At 71.8% G+C, this 16,060-nt stretch carries 14 protein-coding genes; 12 read left to right on the forward strand and 2 right to left on the reverse strand.

What is annotated here, in order from left to right; all coding sequences use genetic code 11:
- The first annotated feature begins 83 nt into the window (after positions 1-83).
- From dacB to folE, 6 genes are all read left to right on the forward strand, one after another.
- Positions 84-1,685 (forward strand): D-alanyl-D-alanine carboxypeptidase/D-alanyl-D-alanine-endopeptidase, encoded by a 1,602-nt coding sequence (gene dacB / locus K2224_RS08420; protein WP_221909500.1) that lies wholly within the window; start codon positions 84-86, stop codon positions 1,683-1,685.
- 171 nt (positions 1,686-1,856) lie between these two features.
- A complete protein-coding gene (locus K2224_RS08425; protein ID WP_221905979.1) occupies positions 1,857-3,011 on the forward strand; it encodes a zinc-dependent metalloprotease in 1,155 nt (384 codons plus the stop codon).
- A 195-nt stretch (positions 3,012-3,206) separates the two neighbouring features.
- On the forward strand, positions 3,207-4,214 hold the full coding sequence (tilS, locus tag K2224_RS08430; protein ID WP_221905980.1) for a tRNA lysidine(34) synthetase TilS: 1,008 nt from the start codon (positions 3,207-3,209) through the stop codon (positions 4,212-4,214).
- A gap of 115 nt (positions 4,215-4,329) precedes the next feature.
- Positions 4,330-4,869, forward strand: a complete 540-nt coding sequence (gene hpt, locus K2224_RS08435) for a hypoxanthine phosphoribosyltransferase (protein ID WP_221909501.1) — start codon at positions 4,330-4,332, stop codon at positions 4,867-4,869.
- A 295-nt stretch (positions 4,870-5,164) separates the two neighbouring features.
- Positions 5,165-7,171 carry an ATP-dependent zinc metalloprotease FtsH gene (gene ftsH / locus K2224_RS08440; protein WP_221905981.1) on the forward strand — a complete coding sequence of 669 codons (2,007 nt, stop codon included), beginning with the start codon at positions 5,165-5,167 and terminating at the stop codon, positions 7,169-7,171.
- A 107-nt stretch (positions 7,172-7,278) separates the two neighbouring features.
- Positions 7,279-7,884, forward strand: coding sequence for a GTP cyclohydrolase I FolE (gene folE / locus K2224_RS08445; protein ID WP_221905982.1), 606 nt, complete (start codon positions 7,279-7,281; stop codon positions 7,882-7,884).
- Between the two features lie 127 nt (positions 7,885-8,011).
- Here folE and K2224_RS08450 read toward each other — a convergent pair whose 3' ends face one another.
- The gene (locus K2224_RS08450) at positions 8,012-9,127 is read right to left on the reverse strand and encodes an esterase family protein (protein WP_221905983.1); all 1,116 of its coding nucleotides are present in this window, start codon (positions 9,125-9,127) and stop codon (positions 8,012-8,014) included.
- Between the two features lie 141 nt (positions 9,128-9,268).
- Here K2224_RS08450 and K2224_RS08455 point away from each other — a divergent pair, with 141 nt between their 5' ends.
- From K2224_RS08455 to K2224_RS08480, 6 genes are all read left to right on the forward strand, one after another.
- Positions 9,269-11,110 carry a phosphatidylglycerol lysyltransferase domain-containing protein gene (locus K2224_RS08455; protein WP_221905984.1) on the forward strand — a complete coding sequence of 614 codons (1,842 nt, stop codon included), beginning with the start codon at positions 9,269-9,271 and terminating at the stop codon, positions 11,108-11,110.
- Positions 11,111-11,231: 121 nt separating this feature from the next.
- Positions 11,232-12,158, forward strand: a complete 927-nt coding sequence (gene folP / locus K2224_RS08460; protein ID WP_221905985.1) for a dihydropteroate synthase — start codon at positions 11,232-11,234, stop codon at positions 12,156-12,158.
- A gap of 5 nt (positions 12,159-12,163) precedes the next feature.
- Positions 12,164-12,643, forward strand: a complete 480-nt coding sequence (locus tag K2224_RS08465) for a nuclear transport factor 2 family protein (protein WP_221905986.1) — start codon at positions 12,164-12,166, stop codon at positions 12,641-12,643.
- A gap of 382 nt (positions 12,644-13,025) precedes the next feature.
- Positions 13,026-13,385: a dihydroneopterin aldolase gene (folB, locus tag K2224_RS08470; protein ID WP_016574864.1), complete on the forward strand. Its 360-nt coding sequence runs from the start codon at positions 13,026-13,028 to the stop codon at positions 13,383-13,385.
- Positions 13,382-14,026 (forward strand): 2-amino-4-hydroxy-6-hydroxymethyldihydropteridine diphosphokinase, encoded by a 645-nt coding sequence (folK, locus tag K2224_RS08475; protein ID WP_221905987.1) that lies wholly within the window; start codon positions 13,382-13,384, stop codon positions 14,024-14,026. The genes folB and folK overlap by 4 nt, the downstream gene beginning before the upstream one ends.
- A 218-nt stretch (positions 14,027-14,244) precedes the next feature.
- Positions 14,245-14,730 (forward strand): DUF3180 domain-containing protein, encoded by a 486-nt coding sequence (locus K2224_RS08480; protein ID WP_221905988.1) that lies wholly within the window; start codon positions 14,245-14,247, stop codon positions 14,728-14,730.
- A 51-nt stretch (positions 14,731-14,781) separates the two neighbouring features.
- Here K2224_RS08480 and K2224_RS08485 read toward each other — a convergent pair whose 3' ends face one another.
- Positions 14,782-15,945, reverse strand: a complete 1,164-nt coding sequence (locus K2224_RS08485; protein WP_221905989.1) for an ABC transporter ATP-binding protein — start codon at positions 15,943-15,945, stop codon at positions 14,782-14,784.
- Positions 15,946-16,060: the final 115 nt, after the last annotated feature.

Below are 16,060 nucleotides of genomic sequence, written 5' to 3' on the forward strand. Positions count from 1 at the left end.
CAACACATACGTCTGGTGATTAAGTGTCCCCCACGCAGGTGTGTGGTGGCGAAAGGGGCTGGTCCGAAGTGCCCGAGACCCGAATGTGGCAGGTCAGATGGCAGTCGGCGCAGCGTTCCGCGCGGGTGGCGGCACGCCGGGCCGGGCGTTCCGCACGCACCGCGGCACGGGCCGCACGGCGCACTGCGCACACGGCATCGGGTGCCGCACGGCAGGCGTGGCGGGCCGCACCTCGGCAGACGCGGCAGACCTGGCAGCTGACAGCGGTGTCCGCCGCCACGGGTCTGGCGGTCGCGGTCGCCGTGGTGACGGCGGCCGGGCCGTGGGACTCCGGTCAGCGTACGGCCGAGCGGGCGGCGGCGGTCCCCGCTCCGGCGACAGGTGGCGAGCATCACGACGACGGCCGGGCGCCCGGTCCGGCGCCCAGCGCGCCGGCGGTGCTGACCGCGCTCGGCGGGCCTGTACGTGGCGCGGTGGGCCGCGGCGGGGCCGCGCCCGCGCCCACCGACGCCGGACTGGCCGACGCGCTCGCCCCGCTCCTGGCCGACCCGGCGCTGGGGCCGCTGCGGACCGCGTCCGTCGTGGACGTCGCGGCGGGCCGGCAGGTCTTCGGCGAGAAGCCGGACCAGGTGGCCACCCCCGCCTCCACCGTCAAGCTCGCCACCGCCGTGGCCGCGCTCTCCCGGCTCGGCGCCGACCACCGCATCGACACCCGGGTGGTGCTGGCCGGCAAGGACCGGATCGTCCTGGTCGGCGGCGGCGACCCGACCCTGACCGCCCACGCTGCCGCCCCGGGGCCCGGCGACCAGCCGGCGAGCCTGCGCGCCCTCGCCGACGCCACCGCCCACGCCCTCCGGCAGCGCAAGCTCACCACCGTCGGCCTCGGTTACGACGCCTCGGCCTTCACCGGCCCCGTCGAGCACCCCATCGGTCCCAACGAGAACATCGCCCCGGTCAGCGCCCTGATGGCCGACGAGGGCCGCCTCGACGACAGCGACCACGGCACCGCGCCGCGCTCCACCGACCCCGCGGGCGACGCCGCCCGCACCTTCGCGGGCCTCCTGAAGGAACGCGGTATCACCGTCACCGGAGACCCCGAAGAGGCCCGCGCCCCCGAGAACCCGGAGCGGATCGCCGTCGTCCACTCCCTGCCGCTCTCCGCCCTCGTCGAGCGGATGCTGACCTACAGCGACAACGACATCGCCGAGGCGCTGGCCCGCCAGACCGCCCTCGCCGCCCACCAGCCCGCCAGCTTCGAGGGCGCCGCCAAGGCCGTGCGGGACGCGCTGGCCGCCCAGCACCTCCCGCTGGCCGGCGCCGTCTTCGAGGACGGCAGCGGCCTGGACCGGGACGACAAGGTCTCCGCGAACCTCCTCTCCCGCCTCCTGCTGGCGGCCGCCGCACCCGGCAAGCCGGAACTCCGCCCGGTCGTCACCGGCCTCCCGGTCGCCGCCTTCACCGGCACCCTCAGCGGCCGCTACGTGGGCGACACCGCCGGCGCCGGCACCGTCCGCGCCAAGACCGGCACCCTCACCGGCGTCAACACCCTCGCCGGCACCGTCGTCGACGCCGACGGCCGCCTCCTGGCCTTCACCTTCATGACCACCGGCACCACCGACGCCCAGGCCGCCCAGAAGGCCCTGGACCGCATGGCCTCCACGGTCGCCAACTGCGGCTGCCGCTAACCCGATCACCGAGGCCCGGCACCGCACCCGACAGCCCCGCGCAGCGGACCCGCGCCGCAGGCGCAACGGCGAGAACCTCCGCGGCGGGAAAGCCGACAACGTGGGAAGCCGGCCGAGCGCAGCGACCCCGTCGGCTACCCCATAGCGGAGCGGTCCCCGTACCGTGAACCCATGACGAGCATCGGTGGTGTCGAGATGGTCGACTGGAATCTCGCGGTCGCGACCGCGACCCGGTTCGTACGGCCCGGTCCGGAGGTGAGCCGGGACGAGGCGCGGGCGATCGTCGCCGAGCTGCGCCGGCACGCCAAGTCCTCCGAGGAGCACGTCCGGGCGTTCACCCGGATGGCGCAGCCCGGCGTGCCGGGTGAGGCGGGCGGGGCGGTACCGCACGACACGCCGGTCCTGGTGGTGGACCGGCCCGGCTGGATCCGGGCCAACGTCGCCGGGTTCCGGGCGGTGCTGAAGCCGTTGCTCGCCAAGATGGAGGACCGGCGGTCGGCGACCCCGGGCGGCGCGGTGCTGGGTGCGGTCGGCGGCAAGGTGACCGGCGTGGAGCTGGGCATGCTGCTGTCGTTCCTGGCCTCGCGGGTGCTGGGCCAGTACGAGACGTTCGCCCCGGCCTCGCGGGACCTGCCGGCCGGGTCGCAGGGCGGCCGGCTGCTGCTGGTGGCGCCGAACATCGTCCACGTGGAGCGCGAACTCGACGTGGCGCCGCACGACTTCCGGCTGTGGGTGTGCCTGCACGAGGAGACCCACCGGACCCAGTTCAGCGCCGTGCCCTGGCTGCGGGACCACATCGAGGGAGAGGTCCAGTCCTTCCTCGCGGAGACCGACATCGACCCGGGGACGCTGCTGGAGCGGCTGCGGGAGGCCGCGCAGTCGCTGGCCGGCGCCAAGCCGGAGGGCGAGGAGGGCGAGGAGAGCCGGTCGCTGGTGGACCTGGTGCAGACGCCCGCGCAGCGGGAGATCCTCGGGCGGCTCACCGCGGTGATGTCGCTGCTGGAGGGGCACGCCGACTTCGTCATGGACGGGGTGGGGCCCGAGGTCGTGCCCTCGGTGGCGGAGATCCGGGAGAAGTTCCAGAAGCGGCGGGCCAGCGGCGCGGGCCGGCTGGACCAGGCGCTGCGGAAGCTGCTGGGGCTGGACGCCAAGCTGCGGCAGTACCGTGACGGTGAGCGGTTCGTGCGGTCCGTCGTCGAGGAGGTCGGCATGGACGGCTTCAACCGCGTCTGGACGTCGCCGAACACGCTCCCGACCAAGCAGGAGATCGCCAAACCGGCGGACTGGGTCGCGCGGGTGCACCGGAAGGCGGACGGGGCACCATAAGCACATGATGCGAGCCGGGCACGCCGCGCGGCAGAAGAGCGCCCCTTCAATCACCCGTCTGAGGGACCGTGACCGGTGGATAGGCGTGCAATGCTCGGGGAACTGCTCGCCTCTGTCACCATCTAGGCACTCTGTGTGACGAAGTGCCGACCTCGGCCCGAGGCTCGTCCCCCAGCTGAACGATTGGAAACGGACATGGGTCCCCATCCAGCGGTCGCCGCGATACGCCTGGCGGTCCGCCGCGTACTCCACGACGTGCTCACCCACCACTGCGCGCAGGACCGGCCCGAGGCACCCCTCGTGCTCGTCGCCTGCTCCGGCGGCGCCGACTCGATGGCGCTCGCCTCCGCCCTCGCCTTCGAAGCCCCCAAACTGGGCGTCCGTGCCGGGGGCGTGACCATCGACCACGGCCTGCAGGAGGGTTCCGACCTCCGCGCCGCCGAGGTGGCCCTGCGGCTGCGGGCCCTCAAGCTCGATCCCGTCGAGGTCGTCGGAGTCGAGGTGGGCCGGACCGGCGGCCCCGAGGCGGCCGCCCGGGACGCCCGCTACGCCGCTCTGGACGCCACCGCCGACCGCCACGGCGCCAGCGCGGTCCTCCTCGGCCACACCCGCGACGACCAGGCGGAGACCGTCCTCCTGGGGCTGGCCCGCGGCTCCGGGATCCGCTCGCTCTCCGGCATGGCCGCGGCCACCGGGACCAACGGCCGCTACCGCCGCCCCTTCCTGGACCTGGACCGGCAGACCGCCCGTACGGCATGCCTGATCCAGGCGCTGCCCGTCTGGGACGACCCGCACAACACCGACCCCGCCTACACCCGCTCACGGCTGCGGCACGAGGGGCTGCCGGCTCTGGAGAAGTGCCTGGGCAAGGGCGTCGTCGAGGCTTTGGCCCGGACCGCCCAACTCTCCCGCGACGACGCCGACGCACTGGACGCCTGGGCCGCCGAGGCCGAGACGGCGATCGTCGACGAGGCCGGCACGCTGGACGTCGCCGGGCTCTTCGCGCTGCCGCCCGCGGTGCGCCGCCGGGTGCTGCGCCGGGCCGTCATCGCGGCCGGTTCGCCGGCCGGTTCGCTCTTCGCCCGCCACATCGAGGAAGTGGACCGGCTGATCACCGCCTGGAGGGGCCAGGGGGCCATCAACCTCCCCGGGCGCGTGGGTGTGCGACGGCAGGGTGGCAGACTGGTCATTCGGCAGGGCTGAGCCGCACGGGATCGCGCCCTGCCTCGTGACCTCACGACCGGTTCCCGCTTCGTGAGTTCGACGACCGATCTGCACACCGAACCGAACGAGAGTGGCACGGGTGGACGACAAGGACATGGGCGCCGACCTTCAGTCGGTGCTCATCACCAAGGAAGAGATCGACGCGAAGCTGGCCGAGCTGGCTGCGAAGATCGACGCGGAGTACGCGGGCAAGGACCTGCTCATCGTCGGTGTCCTCAAGGGCGCGGTGATGGTGATGGCGGACCTGGCGCGTGCCCTGTCCTCCCCCGTCACGATGGACTGGATGGCCGTGTCCTCCTACGGCGCGGGCACCCAGTCCTCCGGTGTGGTCCGGATCCTCAAGGACCTGGACACCGACATCAAGGGCAAGCACGTCCTGATCGTCGAGGACATCATCGACTCGGGTCTGACGCTGTCGTGGCTGCTGTCGAACCTCGGTTCGCGCGAGCCCGCCTCGCTGGAGGTGTGCACGCTGCTGCGCAAGCCGGACGCGGCCAAGGTCGCCATCGACGTGAAGTGGATCGGCTTCGACATTCCCAACGAGTTCGTCGTGGGGTATGGCCTGGACTTTGCGGAGAAGTACCGCAATCTGCCGTTCGTCGGTACCCTCTCGCCCCACGTCTACGGCGGCTGAGAGCCCACCCCGTGCTCGTCCGGCCGCAGTGGCCGGACGGGTCCGACCAGGACTCGGGCGGCCCGTGTCGCGGGCGGGAACCCTACGGGGTTTCCCGCCGTTGGAGCAGGGAGAAGGGGAATCCCGGGCTTCATTGTTCCCCGCCGGCACGGGCGCCGGGTGACAATGCTGGGGTACCGTCCGAAGGCAATCTGTTTTCGGGCCAGTAATACACACCGTACGCACGACCAGCCCTCCCGGGGGCGTTGTGCCTCACTGTGGCAGGAGGGACGGGGCCTTAGGTGGCTCCGTGTGGATGGACGTGAAGCGATACTTCCGTGGGCCGGTCATGTGGATCGTGCTGGCCGTCCTCGCCGTGGTCGTGTTGATGCAGGTCGTCGGCTCGTCCGGCGGCTATAAGACGGTGGACACCGGTCAGGTCGTCAAGGCGATCGCTGACAACAAGGTGAAGTCCGCCGAGCTCACCACCGGCGACGAGAACAAGATCAAGATCGAGCTGTCCGGCGACAACAAGATCGCCGGATCCAACAAGATCCAGGCCAGCTACATCGGCGACCAGGGCGTCGACCTGGCGAAGAACCTGCAGGCCAAGTACCAGACCGGCGAGATCAAGGACGGGTACACGGTCTCGCCGTCGAAGCAGAACCCGTTCGTCGGCGTGCTGCTCTCGCTGCTGCCGTTCGTACTCATCGTGGTCGTCTTCCTGTTCCTGATGAACCAGATGCAGGGCGGCGGCTCCCGGGTGATGAACTTCGGCAAGTCGAAGGCGAAGCTGATCACCAAGGACACCCCCAAGACGACCTTCTCGGACGTCGCGGGTGCCGACGAGGCCGTCGAGGAGCTCCACGAGATCAAGGAGTTCCTGCAGGAGCCGGCGAAGTTCCAGGCCGTCGGAGCCAAGATCCCCAAGGGTGTGCTGCTCTACGGCCCGCCCGGTACGGGCAAGACGCTGCTCGCCCGCGCGGTCGCGGGTGAGGCGGGCGTCCCGTTCTACTCGATCTCCGGCTCCGACTTCGTCGAGATGTTCGTCGGTGTCGGTGCCTCCCGGGTCCGCGACCTCTTCGAGCAGGCCAAGGCGAACGCCCCGGCGATCGTCTTCGTCGACGAGATCGACGCCGTCGGCCGGCACCGCGGTGCGGGTCTCGGCGGTGGCCACGACGAGCGCGAGCAGACCCTGAACCAGCTCCTCGTCGAGATGGACGGCTTCGACGTGAAGGGCGGCGTGATCCTGATCGCCGCCACGAACCGCCCGGACATCCTCGACCCGGCGCTGCTGCGCCCCGGCCGTTTCGACCGGCAGATCGCCGTCGACCGTCCGGACCTGCAGGGCCGGCTGGAGATCCTCAAGGTCCACCAGAAGGGCAAGCCGGTCGCGCCGGACGTCGACCTCTCGGCCGTCGCCAAGCGCACCCCCGGCTTCACCGGTGCCGATCTGTCCAACGTCCTGAACGAGGCCGCGCTGCTGACGGCCCGGAGCGACGAGAAGCTGATCAACAACCACTTCCTGGACGAGGCGATCGACCGCGTCGTGGCCGGCCCGCAGAAGCGGACCCGGATCATGTCCGAGAAGGAGAAGAAGATCACCGCGTACCACGAGGGCGGACACGCCCTGGTCGCGGCGGCTTCGCCGAACTCCGACCCGGTCCACAAGATCACGATCCTGTCCCGCGGCCGGGCTCTGGGCTACACCATGGTCCTGCCCGACGAGGACAAGTACTCCACCACCCGCAACGAGATGCTCGACCAGCTGGCATACATGCTGGGCGGCCGCGCGGCGGAGGAGCTGGTCTTCCACGACCCGACCACCGGTGCCGCCAACGACATCGAGAAGGCGACCGCGACCGCCCGCGCGATGGTCACGCAGTACGGCATGACCGAGCGGCTCGGCGCGATCAAGTTCGGCACGGACAACTCCGAGCCGTTCCTGGGCCGTGAGATGGCTCACCAGCGCGACTACTCCGAAGAGGTCGCCGCGCTGGTGGACGAGGAAGTCAAGAAGCTCATCGAGACCGCGCACAACGAAGCGTGGGAGATCCTCGTCGAGAACCGCGACGTCCTCGACAACCTCGTGCTGGAGCTCCTGGAGAAGGAGACGCTCAACAAGGAGCAGATCGCCGAGATCTTCAAGCACGTGGTCAAGCGCCCGGCCCGCCCGGCGTGGACCGGCTCCTCGCGCCGTACGCCCTCGACCCGCCCGCCGGTGCTGTCGCCCAAGGAGCTGGCCCCGGCCAACGGCTCCGCGGCGCAGCCGGTCTCCATGGAGAAGGCGGACGCGCCCGAGGAACCGCGTTCGGAGAGCTGAGCCGACGCCCCACCGGGCACCCGGAATACACGCCGCGCCTCCCGAGGTTTTAGCCTGGGAGGCGCGGCTTTCCGCGTTTCGAGCGGGCCCAGGAGGAACGAGGCACCATGACGGACCCTGTGACGCTGGACGTCGAGGGCGTGATCGGCACGTTTGACGAGAAGCGTGCCGAGAACGCCGTGCGCGAGCTGCTCATCGCGGTGGGCGAGGACCCGGACCGCGAGGGCCTGCTGCAGACGCCGGCGCGGGTGGCCCGGGCCTACAAGGAGCTGTTCGCGGGGCTCTGGCAGAAGCCCGAGGACGTGCTCACCACCACCTTCGACCTCGGTCACGACGAGATGGTGCTGGTCAAGGGCATCGAGGTGGTCTCGAACTGCGAGCACCACCTGGTGCCGTTCGTCGGCGTGGCCCACGTCGGCTACATCCCGTCCACCGACGGCAAGATCACCGGGCTGTCCAAGCTGGCCCGGCTGGTCGATGTGTTCGCCCGGCGTCCGCAGGTCCAGGAGCGGCTGACCACCCAGATCGCCGACTCGCTGATGAAGATCCTGGAGCCGCGCGGTGTGATCGTGGTCGTCGAGTGCGAGCACATGTGCATGACGATGCGCGGGGTCCGCAAGCCGGGGGCGAAGACGACGACGTCCGCGGTGCGCGGGCAGCTGCGCGATCCCGCGACGCGGGCCGAGGCGATGAGCCTGATACTGGCCCGCTGAGGCCGGTGAACCGGCCGCCCGGCGCCCTGCGGGGCGTGCGGCGGCCGGAGAACGAAAGAGCGGCCCGGGGCCCACGGCGGAGATCGCCGGGGCCCCGGGCCGCTGCGCTGCCGGGTCGTGCGGGGCGTCAGGCCTTGAGCCGGCCGCCCATCCACTCCAGGGCGGCCGGGATCTCCCGGCGCCAGGTGTTGAAGTTGTGGCCGCCGCTGTCGAGGATGATCGACGCGACCCTGGACGGCGACTTGGTGCTCTCGATGAACTTCAGGGTGGGCTTGTAGTTGCTCTCGCCGTGCTTGCTGCTGGTGACCAGCAGGTTCACCGGGGGAGCGGGCAGGTGCTGCTGCCGCCAGTGCAGGTCGTGCTCCCGCTGCAGCTGCTTGTCGCCGCCGAAGAGGGGGCCGGTGGTGGCGTCGATCGGCGCCTTGTAGTCACCGGAGAGGGACACGGCCGTGGAGTAGGCGTGGGGGTTGCGCATGGTCATCATCAGAGCGCAGTAGCCGCCCGTGGAGTCGCCCATGATGCCCCAGCTCTTGGCGTCCTTGCCGACGCGGTACTGGCCGCTGATGTCGTGCCGCAGATCGTGGGTGAAGAACGTCTGGGTCTGGGGGCCGTTGGGTATGTCCACGCACTCCGTGTCGCGGGGCGGGGCCACGGTCGGGCGCATCATCACCAGGACGGTCGGCTGGATCCGCTTTTCCTTGAGCAGGTCGTACTGGGTCTGCGGGTAGTGCAGCTTCTTGTAGAGCGCCTCGGCGGTGCCCGGGTAGCCGGTGAGGACCACCGCCGCCGGGAACTTCTTGTGCGCGTACTGCTTCTGGAAGTACTGCGGCGGCAGGTAGACGTACGCCGGGCTGGCGATCTTGGACTTCTCGCCGCGGATCAGGACCTTGTCCAGCCGGCCGGCGGTCGCCGGGACCGAGGCGCCCTGGATGCTCAGGCGCTCGGTGCCCAGCATCTTCAGGCTGGTGCCGTTCGGACCGGACTTGTAGTTGGTGACCACACCCGGCTCCTGCTCCTGGCCGAAGAGGTCGGCCCAGGAGGCGTAGAAGCCGAAGGTGTTGTTGGCGAACAGACCGATCGCAGCGAACAGCGAGACCTGCGTCGCGAAGAGCAGGCCGATACGGCCGAGCACAGCGCGCCAGTTGCCCTTCGAGAGCCGCGGCCAGAGCCAGATCGTCAGAACGAACAGCGCCACCGCGACCAGTACGGCAAGAAGCAGCACTTTCTTGCTGGTGAGACCCATGTCGTGCTTTCTTCCGGGCGGCCGGGCCATCCGGACCGCAAGTGGAACCCCGAGCCCTGAGACGCCGTCATACAGGGCGCAAAAGTCCAGATGCTGCGACCAAGGCTCGCACGTTCTCTCGACCGGGGCGACGGGAAAGTGATGTCTGACAGGCTAGATGGCGAAAAGTCGGAGAAGGTTGCGTGGTCTGCGCCACGCTGGCTCCGCGGCCCGCGGCCCGCGGCGGTCCCCGGCCTGGTGGGCTCGGCCGGCGTCGTGGTCGGACTGCTGAATCTGTTCTCCGGGATCTTCCCGCGTTTCCGGCACAGCCGGGTGCACGCGGTGGCCGAGGTGCTGCCGGGCGCGGTGAGCCCGCTGGCCGCCTCCGCCTCGCTCGTCGTCGGGATCCTGCTGCTGCTCCTGGCCCACGGGCTCAAGCGGCGCAAGCGGCGGGCCTGGGTGGCGGCGGTGGCGCTGCTGCCGGTGGGGATCGCCGCCCAGCTGGTCCACCGGCACTCGGTCTTCGGGGCCACGCTGTCGCTGGTGCTGCTGGGGTTGCTGGTGTGGCACCGCAGGGAATTCTCGGCGCTGCCCGATCCGCGCAGCCGCTGGCGGGCGGTGGTCAACTTCGTCGTCCTCGGAGGGGTGAGTTTCGGCCTCGGAATGGTGATCGTCAGCTCCCATCCGCACAAGATCGTCGGTTCGCCGTCGTTCGGGGCGCGCGCCGAGCACGTCCTGTGGGGGCTCTTCGGCTTCGAGGGGCCGGTCGCCTACACCAACGGCGTCGACTACACCGTGGGCTACTCGCTCGGTGCGCTGGGCCTGCTGACCGTGGCCACCACCGCCTACCTCGCCTTCCGCCCGGAGCACCCGGCGGCCCGGCTGACGGACGAGGACGAGCAGCGGCTGCGGGAGCTGCTGGCCCGGCACGGCGACCGGGACTCGCTGGGCTACTTCGCGCTGCGCAGGGACAAGGGCGCGGTGTTCTCGCCGTCCGGCAAGGCCGCGGTCTGCTACCGCGTGATCTCCGGCGTGATGCTCGCCAGCGGTGACCCGATCGGGGACGTCGAGGCGTGGCCGGGCGCCATCGAGCGCTTCATGGAGGAGGCGCGGGCGCACTCCTGGACGCCGGCGGTGCACGGCTGCAGCGAGACCGGTGGCCAGGTGTGGACGCGGGAGACCGGCATGGACGCGCTGGAGCTGGGTGACGAGGCGATCGTCGACGTCGCCGACTTCTCGCTGTCCGGCCGCGCCATGCGCAACGTACGGCAGATGGTCAAGCGCATCGAGCGCAACGGCTACACCACCCAGGTGCGCCGGGTCCGCGACCTGGGGCCGGAGGAGCTGGAGCGGGTCCAGAAGGCCGTGGACGCCTGGCGCGACACCCAGGAGGAGCGCGGCTTCTCCATGGCGCTGGGCCGGGTCGACGCGGCGGCCGACGGCGACGCGGTGATCGCCACCGCGCACCTGCCGGTCGCCGAGGGGGAGGAGCCGGGCCCGTTCGGCGACCTGAAGGCGATGCAGTACTTCGTCCCGTGGGGCGTCGACGGGGTGTCCCTGGACGTGATGCGGCGGGACCGCAGCGCCGACCCGGGGATGAACGAGCTGCTGATCGTCGCCGCGCTGCAGGCCGCGCCGGACCTGAAGATCAAGCAGCTCTCGCTGAACTTCGCGGTCTTCCGCTCCTACCTCCAGCGCGGCGAGCGGCTGGGCGCCGGGCCGGTGATGCGGGTGACGCGCGGAACGCTGTTGTTCCTGTCCCGCTGGTACCAGATCGAGTCGCTGTACAAGTTCAACGACAAGTTCCGGCCACGCTGGGAGCCGCGGTTCGTGGTGTTCCGCAACAGCCGGGACATCCCGCGGATCGGCCTGGCCACGCTCCAGGCCGAGGGGTACCTGGAGCTGCCGCGGGTGCTGCGCCGCCGGAAGGCCGCCGAACCGCGGCCCTGCGAGCACCTGGAGGAGTCGGTGCTGGCGGCCGGGGCGCTGGAGAAGGTCGCCTGACGCTGACCGGCGGGCCGGTCCGGTGCCCCTTCGGGGGGTGTGCGGGCGGCCCGTCGGAGGGCGGGTCCGCCCAGTCGGCGGGGGCAATCCGGCCGGTCGGCACACGGCCTACGCTGGTGCCATGAGTACCTTGCGCGGCCGGGTGGCCGGACTGCCGGACTGGGACCGCTGCGCGGTGATGGGCGTCGTGAACGTGACGCCCGATTCGTTCTCCGACGGCGGCGAGTGGTTCGACACCGAACTCGCCGTCAAACACGGTCTGGACCTGGTGGCCCAGGGCGCCGACATCGTCGACGTCGGCGGCGAGTCGACACGCCCCGGCGCGCCCCGGGTGGACGAGGCCGAGGAGCTGCGCCGGGTCGTCCCGGTGGTGCGCGAGCTGGCCGCGGCGGGGGTGGTGGTCTCCGTCGACACCATGCGCGCCGCGGTGGCCGCACAGGCCGTGGAGGCCGGCGCATGCCTGGTCAACGACGTCAGCGGCGGGCTCGCCGACCCGGCGATGGTGCCCACGGTCGCCGACCACCACGTGCCGTTCGTGGTGATGCACTGGCGCGGCCAGTCGATCGACATGAACAACCGGGCCGTCTACGCCGACGTCGTCGGCGAGGTGGTCGACGAGCTGGCGGTGAGCCTGGAGCGCGCGGTGGCCGGCGGGGTGGACCCGGAGCGGATCATCGTCGACCCGGGGCTGGGCTTCGCCAAGGAGGCGCCGCACGACCTGGCGCTGATCGCCCAGCTGAACCGGCTGCGGGCGCTTGGCCGACCGCTGCTGGTCGCCGCTTCGAGGAAACGCTTCCTGGGCAGGGTGCTGGCAGGCGGCGAGGGTGCCGCTCCACCGCCGGCCCGGGAGCGCGATGCCGCGACGGCGGCGGTGTCGGCGATCGTGGCGCGAGAGGGGGCCTGGGCGGTGCGGGTGCACGAGGTCAGGGCGAGCGCGGACGCGGTGCGGGTGGCCCGTGCCGTCGAGGGCGCGGCGGGGGCGGCCGGGGGCGCCGGTGCGTTCGGCGTGGACCGGGTGGGCGGTACGACGACGACGGGGACGAAGTGAGCGGCTTGGGCCCACGGACGGACATCGAGCTGGTCGAGCAGGCGAACACCGCGCTGTACGAGACCATCGAGCGCGGCGACCACGAGGCGCTGTCCGAGCTGTGGTTGGACGGCCAGGTGAGCGTGGTCCATCCCGGGTGGCCGGTGCTGCGCGGGCGCGGCGAGGTGCTGCGCTCCTACGCCCTGATCATGGCGAACACCGAGTACATCCAGTTCTTTCTGACCGATGTGGAGATCGACGTCATCGGCGACACCGCGCTGGTGACGTGCACCGAGAACATCCTCAGCGGCGGTCCGGCCGAGGACGACGGCTCGGTGGGGCCGCTGATCGGCCAGCTGGTCGTGGCGACCAACGTCTTCAGGCGGACCGAGGACGGCTGGCGGGTCTGGTCGCACCACGGCTCGCCGGTGCTCGCCGACCGCGAGGACGACGAGGGGGACGACGCCGACGAGGACGAGGAGAACGGGCCCGCCGGGCGGCTGTGAGCGCCGGCCCGGAGAGTGTCCCATTCCGCGGACATGTGAGTGGCTTCACAAGCATGTCCGTCCGGGGGTGTGCGCCGGCGTGCCCGGCGTCAGCGGACCAGGCGGGGCGCACCCGTTCGAGCCAAGTGCGGCATGGGTAGGGGTGGGACGGGTGTGCGGGGGTAAGAGGCCGCGCGGATGATCTCCCGCGCTCTGCCCGGCTGCCCGCGCGGACCGGCCTAGCGGCAGAACGGGGCCTTGTCCATAGCCCCCATGGGCGAGCACTGTCGGTGCTCGCAGGTAGATTCGAATGGGGCAGCGTCGCCGGACGGCTCTGGTTGGCTGCCCGAATCCGACGAACAGTGGCGCCAGAGGTGCCGCCGGACCAGTGGGAGTGATTCGCGTGGATCGTGTCGCGCTGCGTGGGCTCAAGGCCAGAGGACACCACGGGGTGTTCCCCCGGGAACGCGAGGAAGGCCAGACCTTCATCGTCGACCTGGTCCTCGGCCTGGACACCCGCCCGGCGGCCGCCTCCGACGACCTCGCGAAGACCGTCCACTACGGCATCGTCGCCGAGGAGGTGGTGGCCGTCGTCGAAGGCGAGCCCGTCGACCTCATCGAGACCCTGGCGGAGCGCATCGCCGATCAGTGCCTGAAGCACGAGGGGGTGCAGGAGGTGGAAGTGGTGGTCCACAAGCCGGACGCACCGATCACCGTCCCCTTCGATGACGTGACCATCACCATCACTCGGAGCCGAGTATGAAAACCACCCACCAGCCGGCCCCCGCCACCTCCCGCGCCGCCCACACCGATCCCGTCAACGACCCGACCGTCCAGCCCGTGCCCGCCTCCGTGGTGGAGCAGGTGGACGCCGCGGACATCACGCTCTCCAACCCCAAGCGCGCGGTGATCTCGCTGGGCAGCAACCTCGGCAACCGCCTGGAGACGCTCCAGGGCGCCGTCGACGCGCTGGAGGACACCCCGGGCGTCCGCGTCAAGGCGGTCTCCCCGGTCTACGAGACCGAGCCGTGGGGCGTCGACCCCGGCTCCCAGCCCTCGTACTTCAACGCCGTGGTGCTGATCAAGACGACGCTGCCGCCGGAGTCCCTCCTGGAGCGCGGGCACGCCATCGAGGAAGCCTTCGAGCGGGTGCGGGACGAGCGCTGGGGTCCGCGCACCATCGACGTCGACATCCTCGCCTATCAGGACGTGCGTTCCGACGACCCGCGGCTGACGCTGCCGCACCCGCGCGCCCACGAGCGGGCGTTCGTCCTGGTGCCGTGGCACGACATCGACCCGGAGGCGGAGGTTCCGGGCCGTGGTGCGGTGGCCGCCCTGCTGGCCGCGGTCGGCAGCGACGGCGTGAACCTCCGGGCGGACCTGGAACTGCGGCTGCCGGAGTAGTCGTTAGGGTTGCGGGCCGGCTGCGTACGGCGGCGATGCGTCCGGGAGGCCGGAAGCGCTGATGTACTGGCGCGAGGACGCCGGCGGCGCAGGAGTGCGTGCGCGGGCGGCCGGACGGACACGACGGATACGGCGGCCGCACCGGTGCGTGCGGCCATGAGAGCAGACTCGGTCATCGCGGCACGGATGACCGGGACGGTGCGAGGGGCGATCGCTCGGTGAAGCAACTACGGATCAAGATCCTGGTCGGGCTGTTCGTGGTGGCCGGGATCCTGGCCTGGGCGGGCGCCCGGTTGTGGGACTCCTTCGGGACCCTGCCCGGCGTGCCGGTGGCGGCGCCCATCGTGCTGGCGCTGATCGCCGCGGTGCTGGCCGCCACCGCCCTGTCCCTGCGGGGTCGGCTGCGGGCGCAGCGCGAGCGGCGGCCCGGCGCGAAGGGCGTCGATCCGCTGGTGGCCGCCCGGGCGGTGGTCTTCGGCCAGGCGAGCGCCCTGGTGGCCTCGCTGGTCGCGGGCCTGTACGGCGGCGTCGGGGTCTTCCTGCTGACGTCGGGGGCGGACGGTGCGCGTCGCACCCAGGCGGTGTACGCCGGTTTCTCGGTGCTGGCCGGGGCGGCCGTGGTCGCCGCGGCGATCTTCCTGGAGCGGGTCTGCAAGCTGCCGGAGGGCGACGACGACGAGGACCCCGGGGCGGCGCGGACGTGACGGGTGCCCGGCCGGGCCGTACGGGTCCGGCCGGGGCCCGGACGCGGTTTCTCAGCCCCGCGGGACGGTGTCCAGGGCGACCTCGACGCGCGGGAGGTCGGCGGCGTCCGCGGTGGTGGCGCGGCGCAGCGCGCCGTGCAGGGCGGCGGGCGTGAGGACGCCGCGGTAGCGGTCGCCGTCGAGGACCGCGAGCCAGCCCGCGTCGTGCTGGAGCAGGGTGCTCAGCGCCTGCCGGAGCGGGGTGCCGAGCTGCACCGCCTCGGCCATCGGGCGGGCCCGGCCGCGGACGGTGGCGGGACCGTCGGCGTCCGTGAGCGCCTCGGCCGCCACCCAGCCGTGGGGCACCCCGTCGGCGTCCAGGACGACGGCCCAGGGGGCGCCGGCGGCGGCGAGCGCCTCGGTGGCCCGCGCGGCCGGGTCGTCCAGCCGGACCACCGGCGGCTCTTCGAGGTCGGCGGCCTCGACGGGGGTGACCGCGAGCCGCTTCAGACCGCGGTCGGCGCCCACGAACTCCGCGGTGTACGGGGTCGCCGGGGCGCCCAGGACCGTCGCGGGGGTGTCCAACTGCTCGATCCGACCGGAACCGTAGACGGCGATGCGGTCGCCGAGCCGGACCGCCTCCTCGATGTCGTGGGTGACGAAGAGCACGGTCTTGTGGAGCGCGGACTGCAGGCGCAGGAACTCGTTCTGGAGGTGCTCGCGGACGACCGGGTCGACCGCGCCGAACGGCTCGTCCATCAGCAGCACGGGCGGGTCGGCGGCCAGGGCGCGGGCGACGCCGACGCGCTGCCGCTGGCCGCCGGAGAGCTGGTCGGGGTACCGGTCGCCGTAGACGGACGGGTCCAGGCCGACCAGGTCGAGGAGTTCGGCGGCGCGGGCCCGGGCCGTTTTGCGCGGGCGGCCGAGGAGGTGCGGGACGGTGGCGGTGTTGTCCAGCACGGTCTTGTGGGGGAAGAGCCCGACCTGCTGGATGACATAGCCGATACGGCGCCGGAGTTCGACGGGGTCGGCGTCGGCGACGTCCTCGCCGTCGAGGAGTATGCGGCCGTCGGTGGGCTCGATGAGCCGGTTCACCATCTTCATCGTGGTCGTCTTGCCGCAGCCCGACGGGCCGACGAGGGTGATGAGTTCGCCCTTGGCGACCTCGAAGGAGAGGTCGTCGACGGCCGTGGTGCCGTCGGCGTAGCGCTTGGTGACGTGCTCGAAGCGGATCATGCTTTCCCCCTGTGTGGACGGGCCCATTGTGTACGTGTCGTGCGCACGTGCCGTGAACGCGGTGTTGCGAGTGGAGACCGGGCCGCGGCGATTGTCAGTGGTGGGGGTTAGGGTC

It is taken from the genome of Streptomyces sp. BHT-5-2, from assembly GCF_019774615.1.
GTDB lineage: Bacteria > Actinomycetota > Actinomycetes > Streptomycetales > Streptomycetaceae > Streptomyces.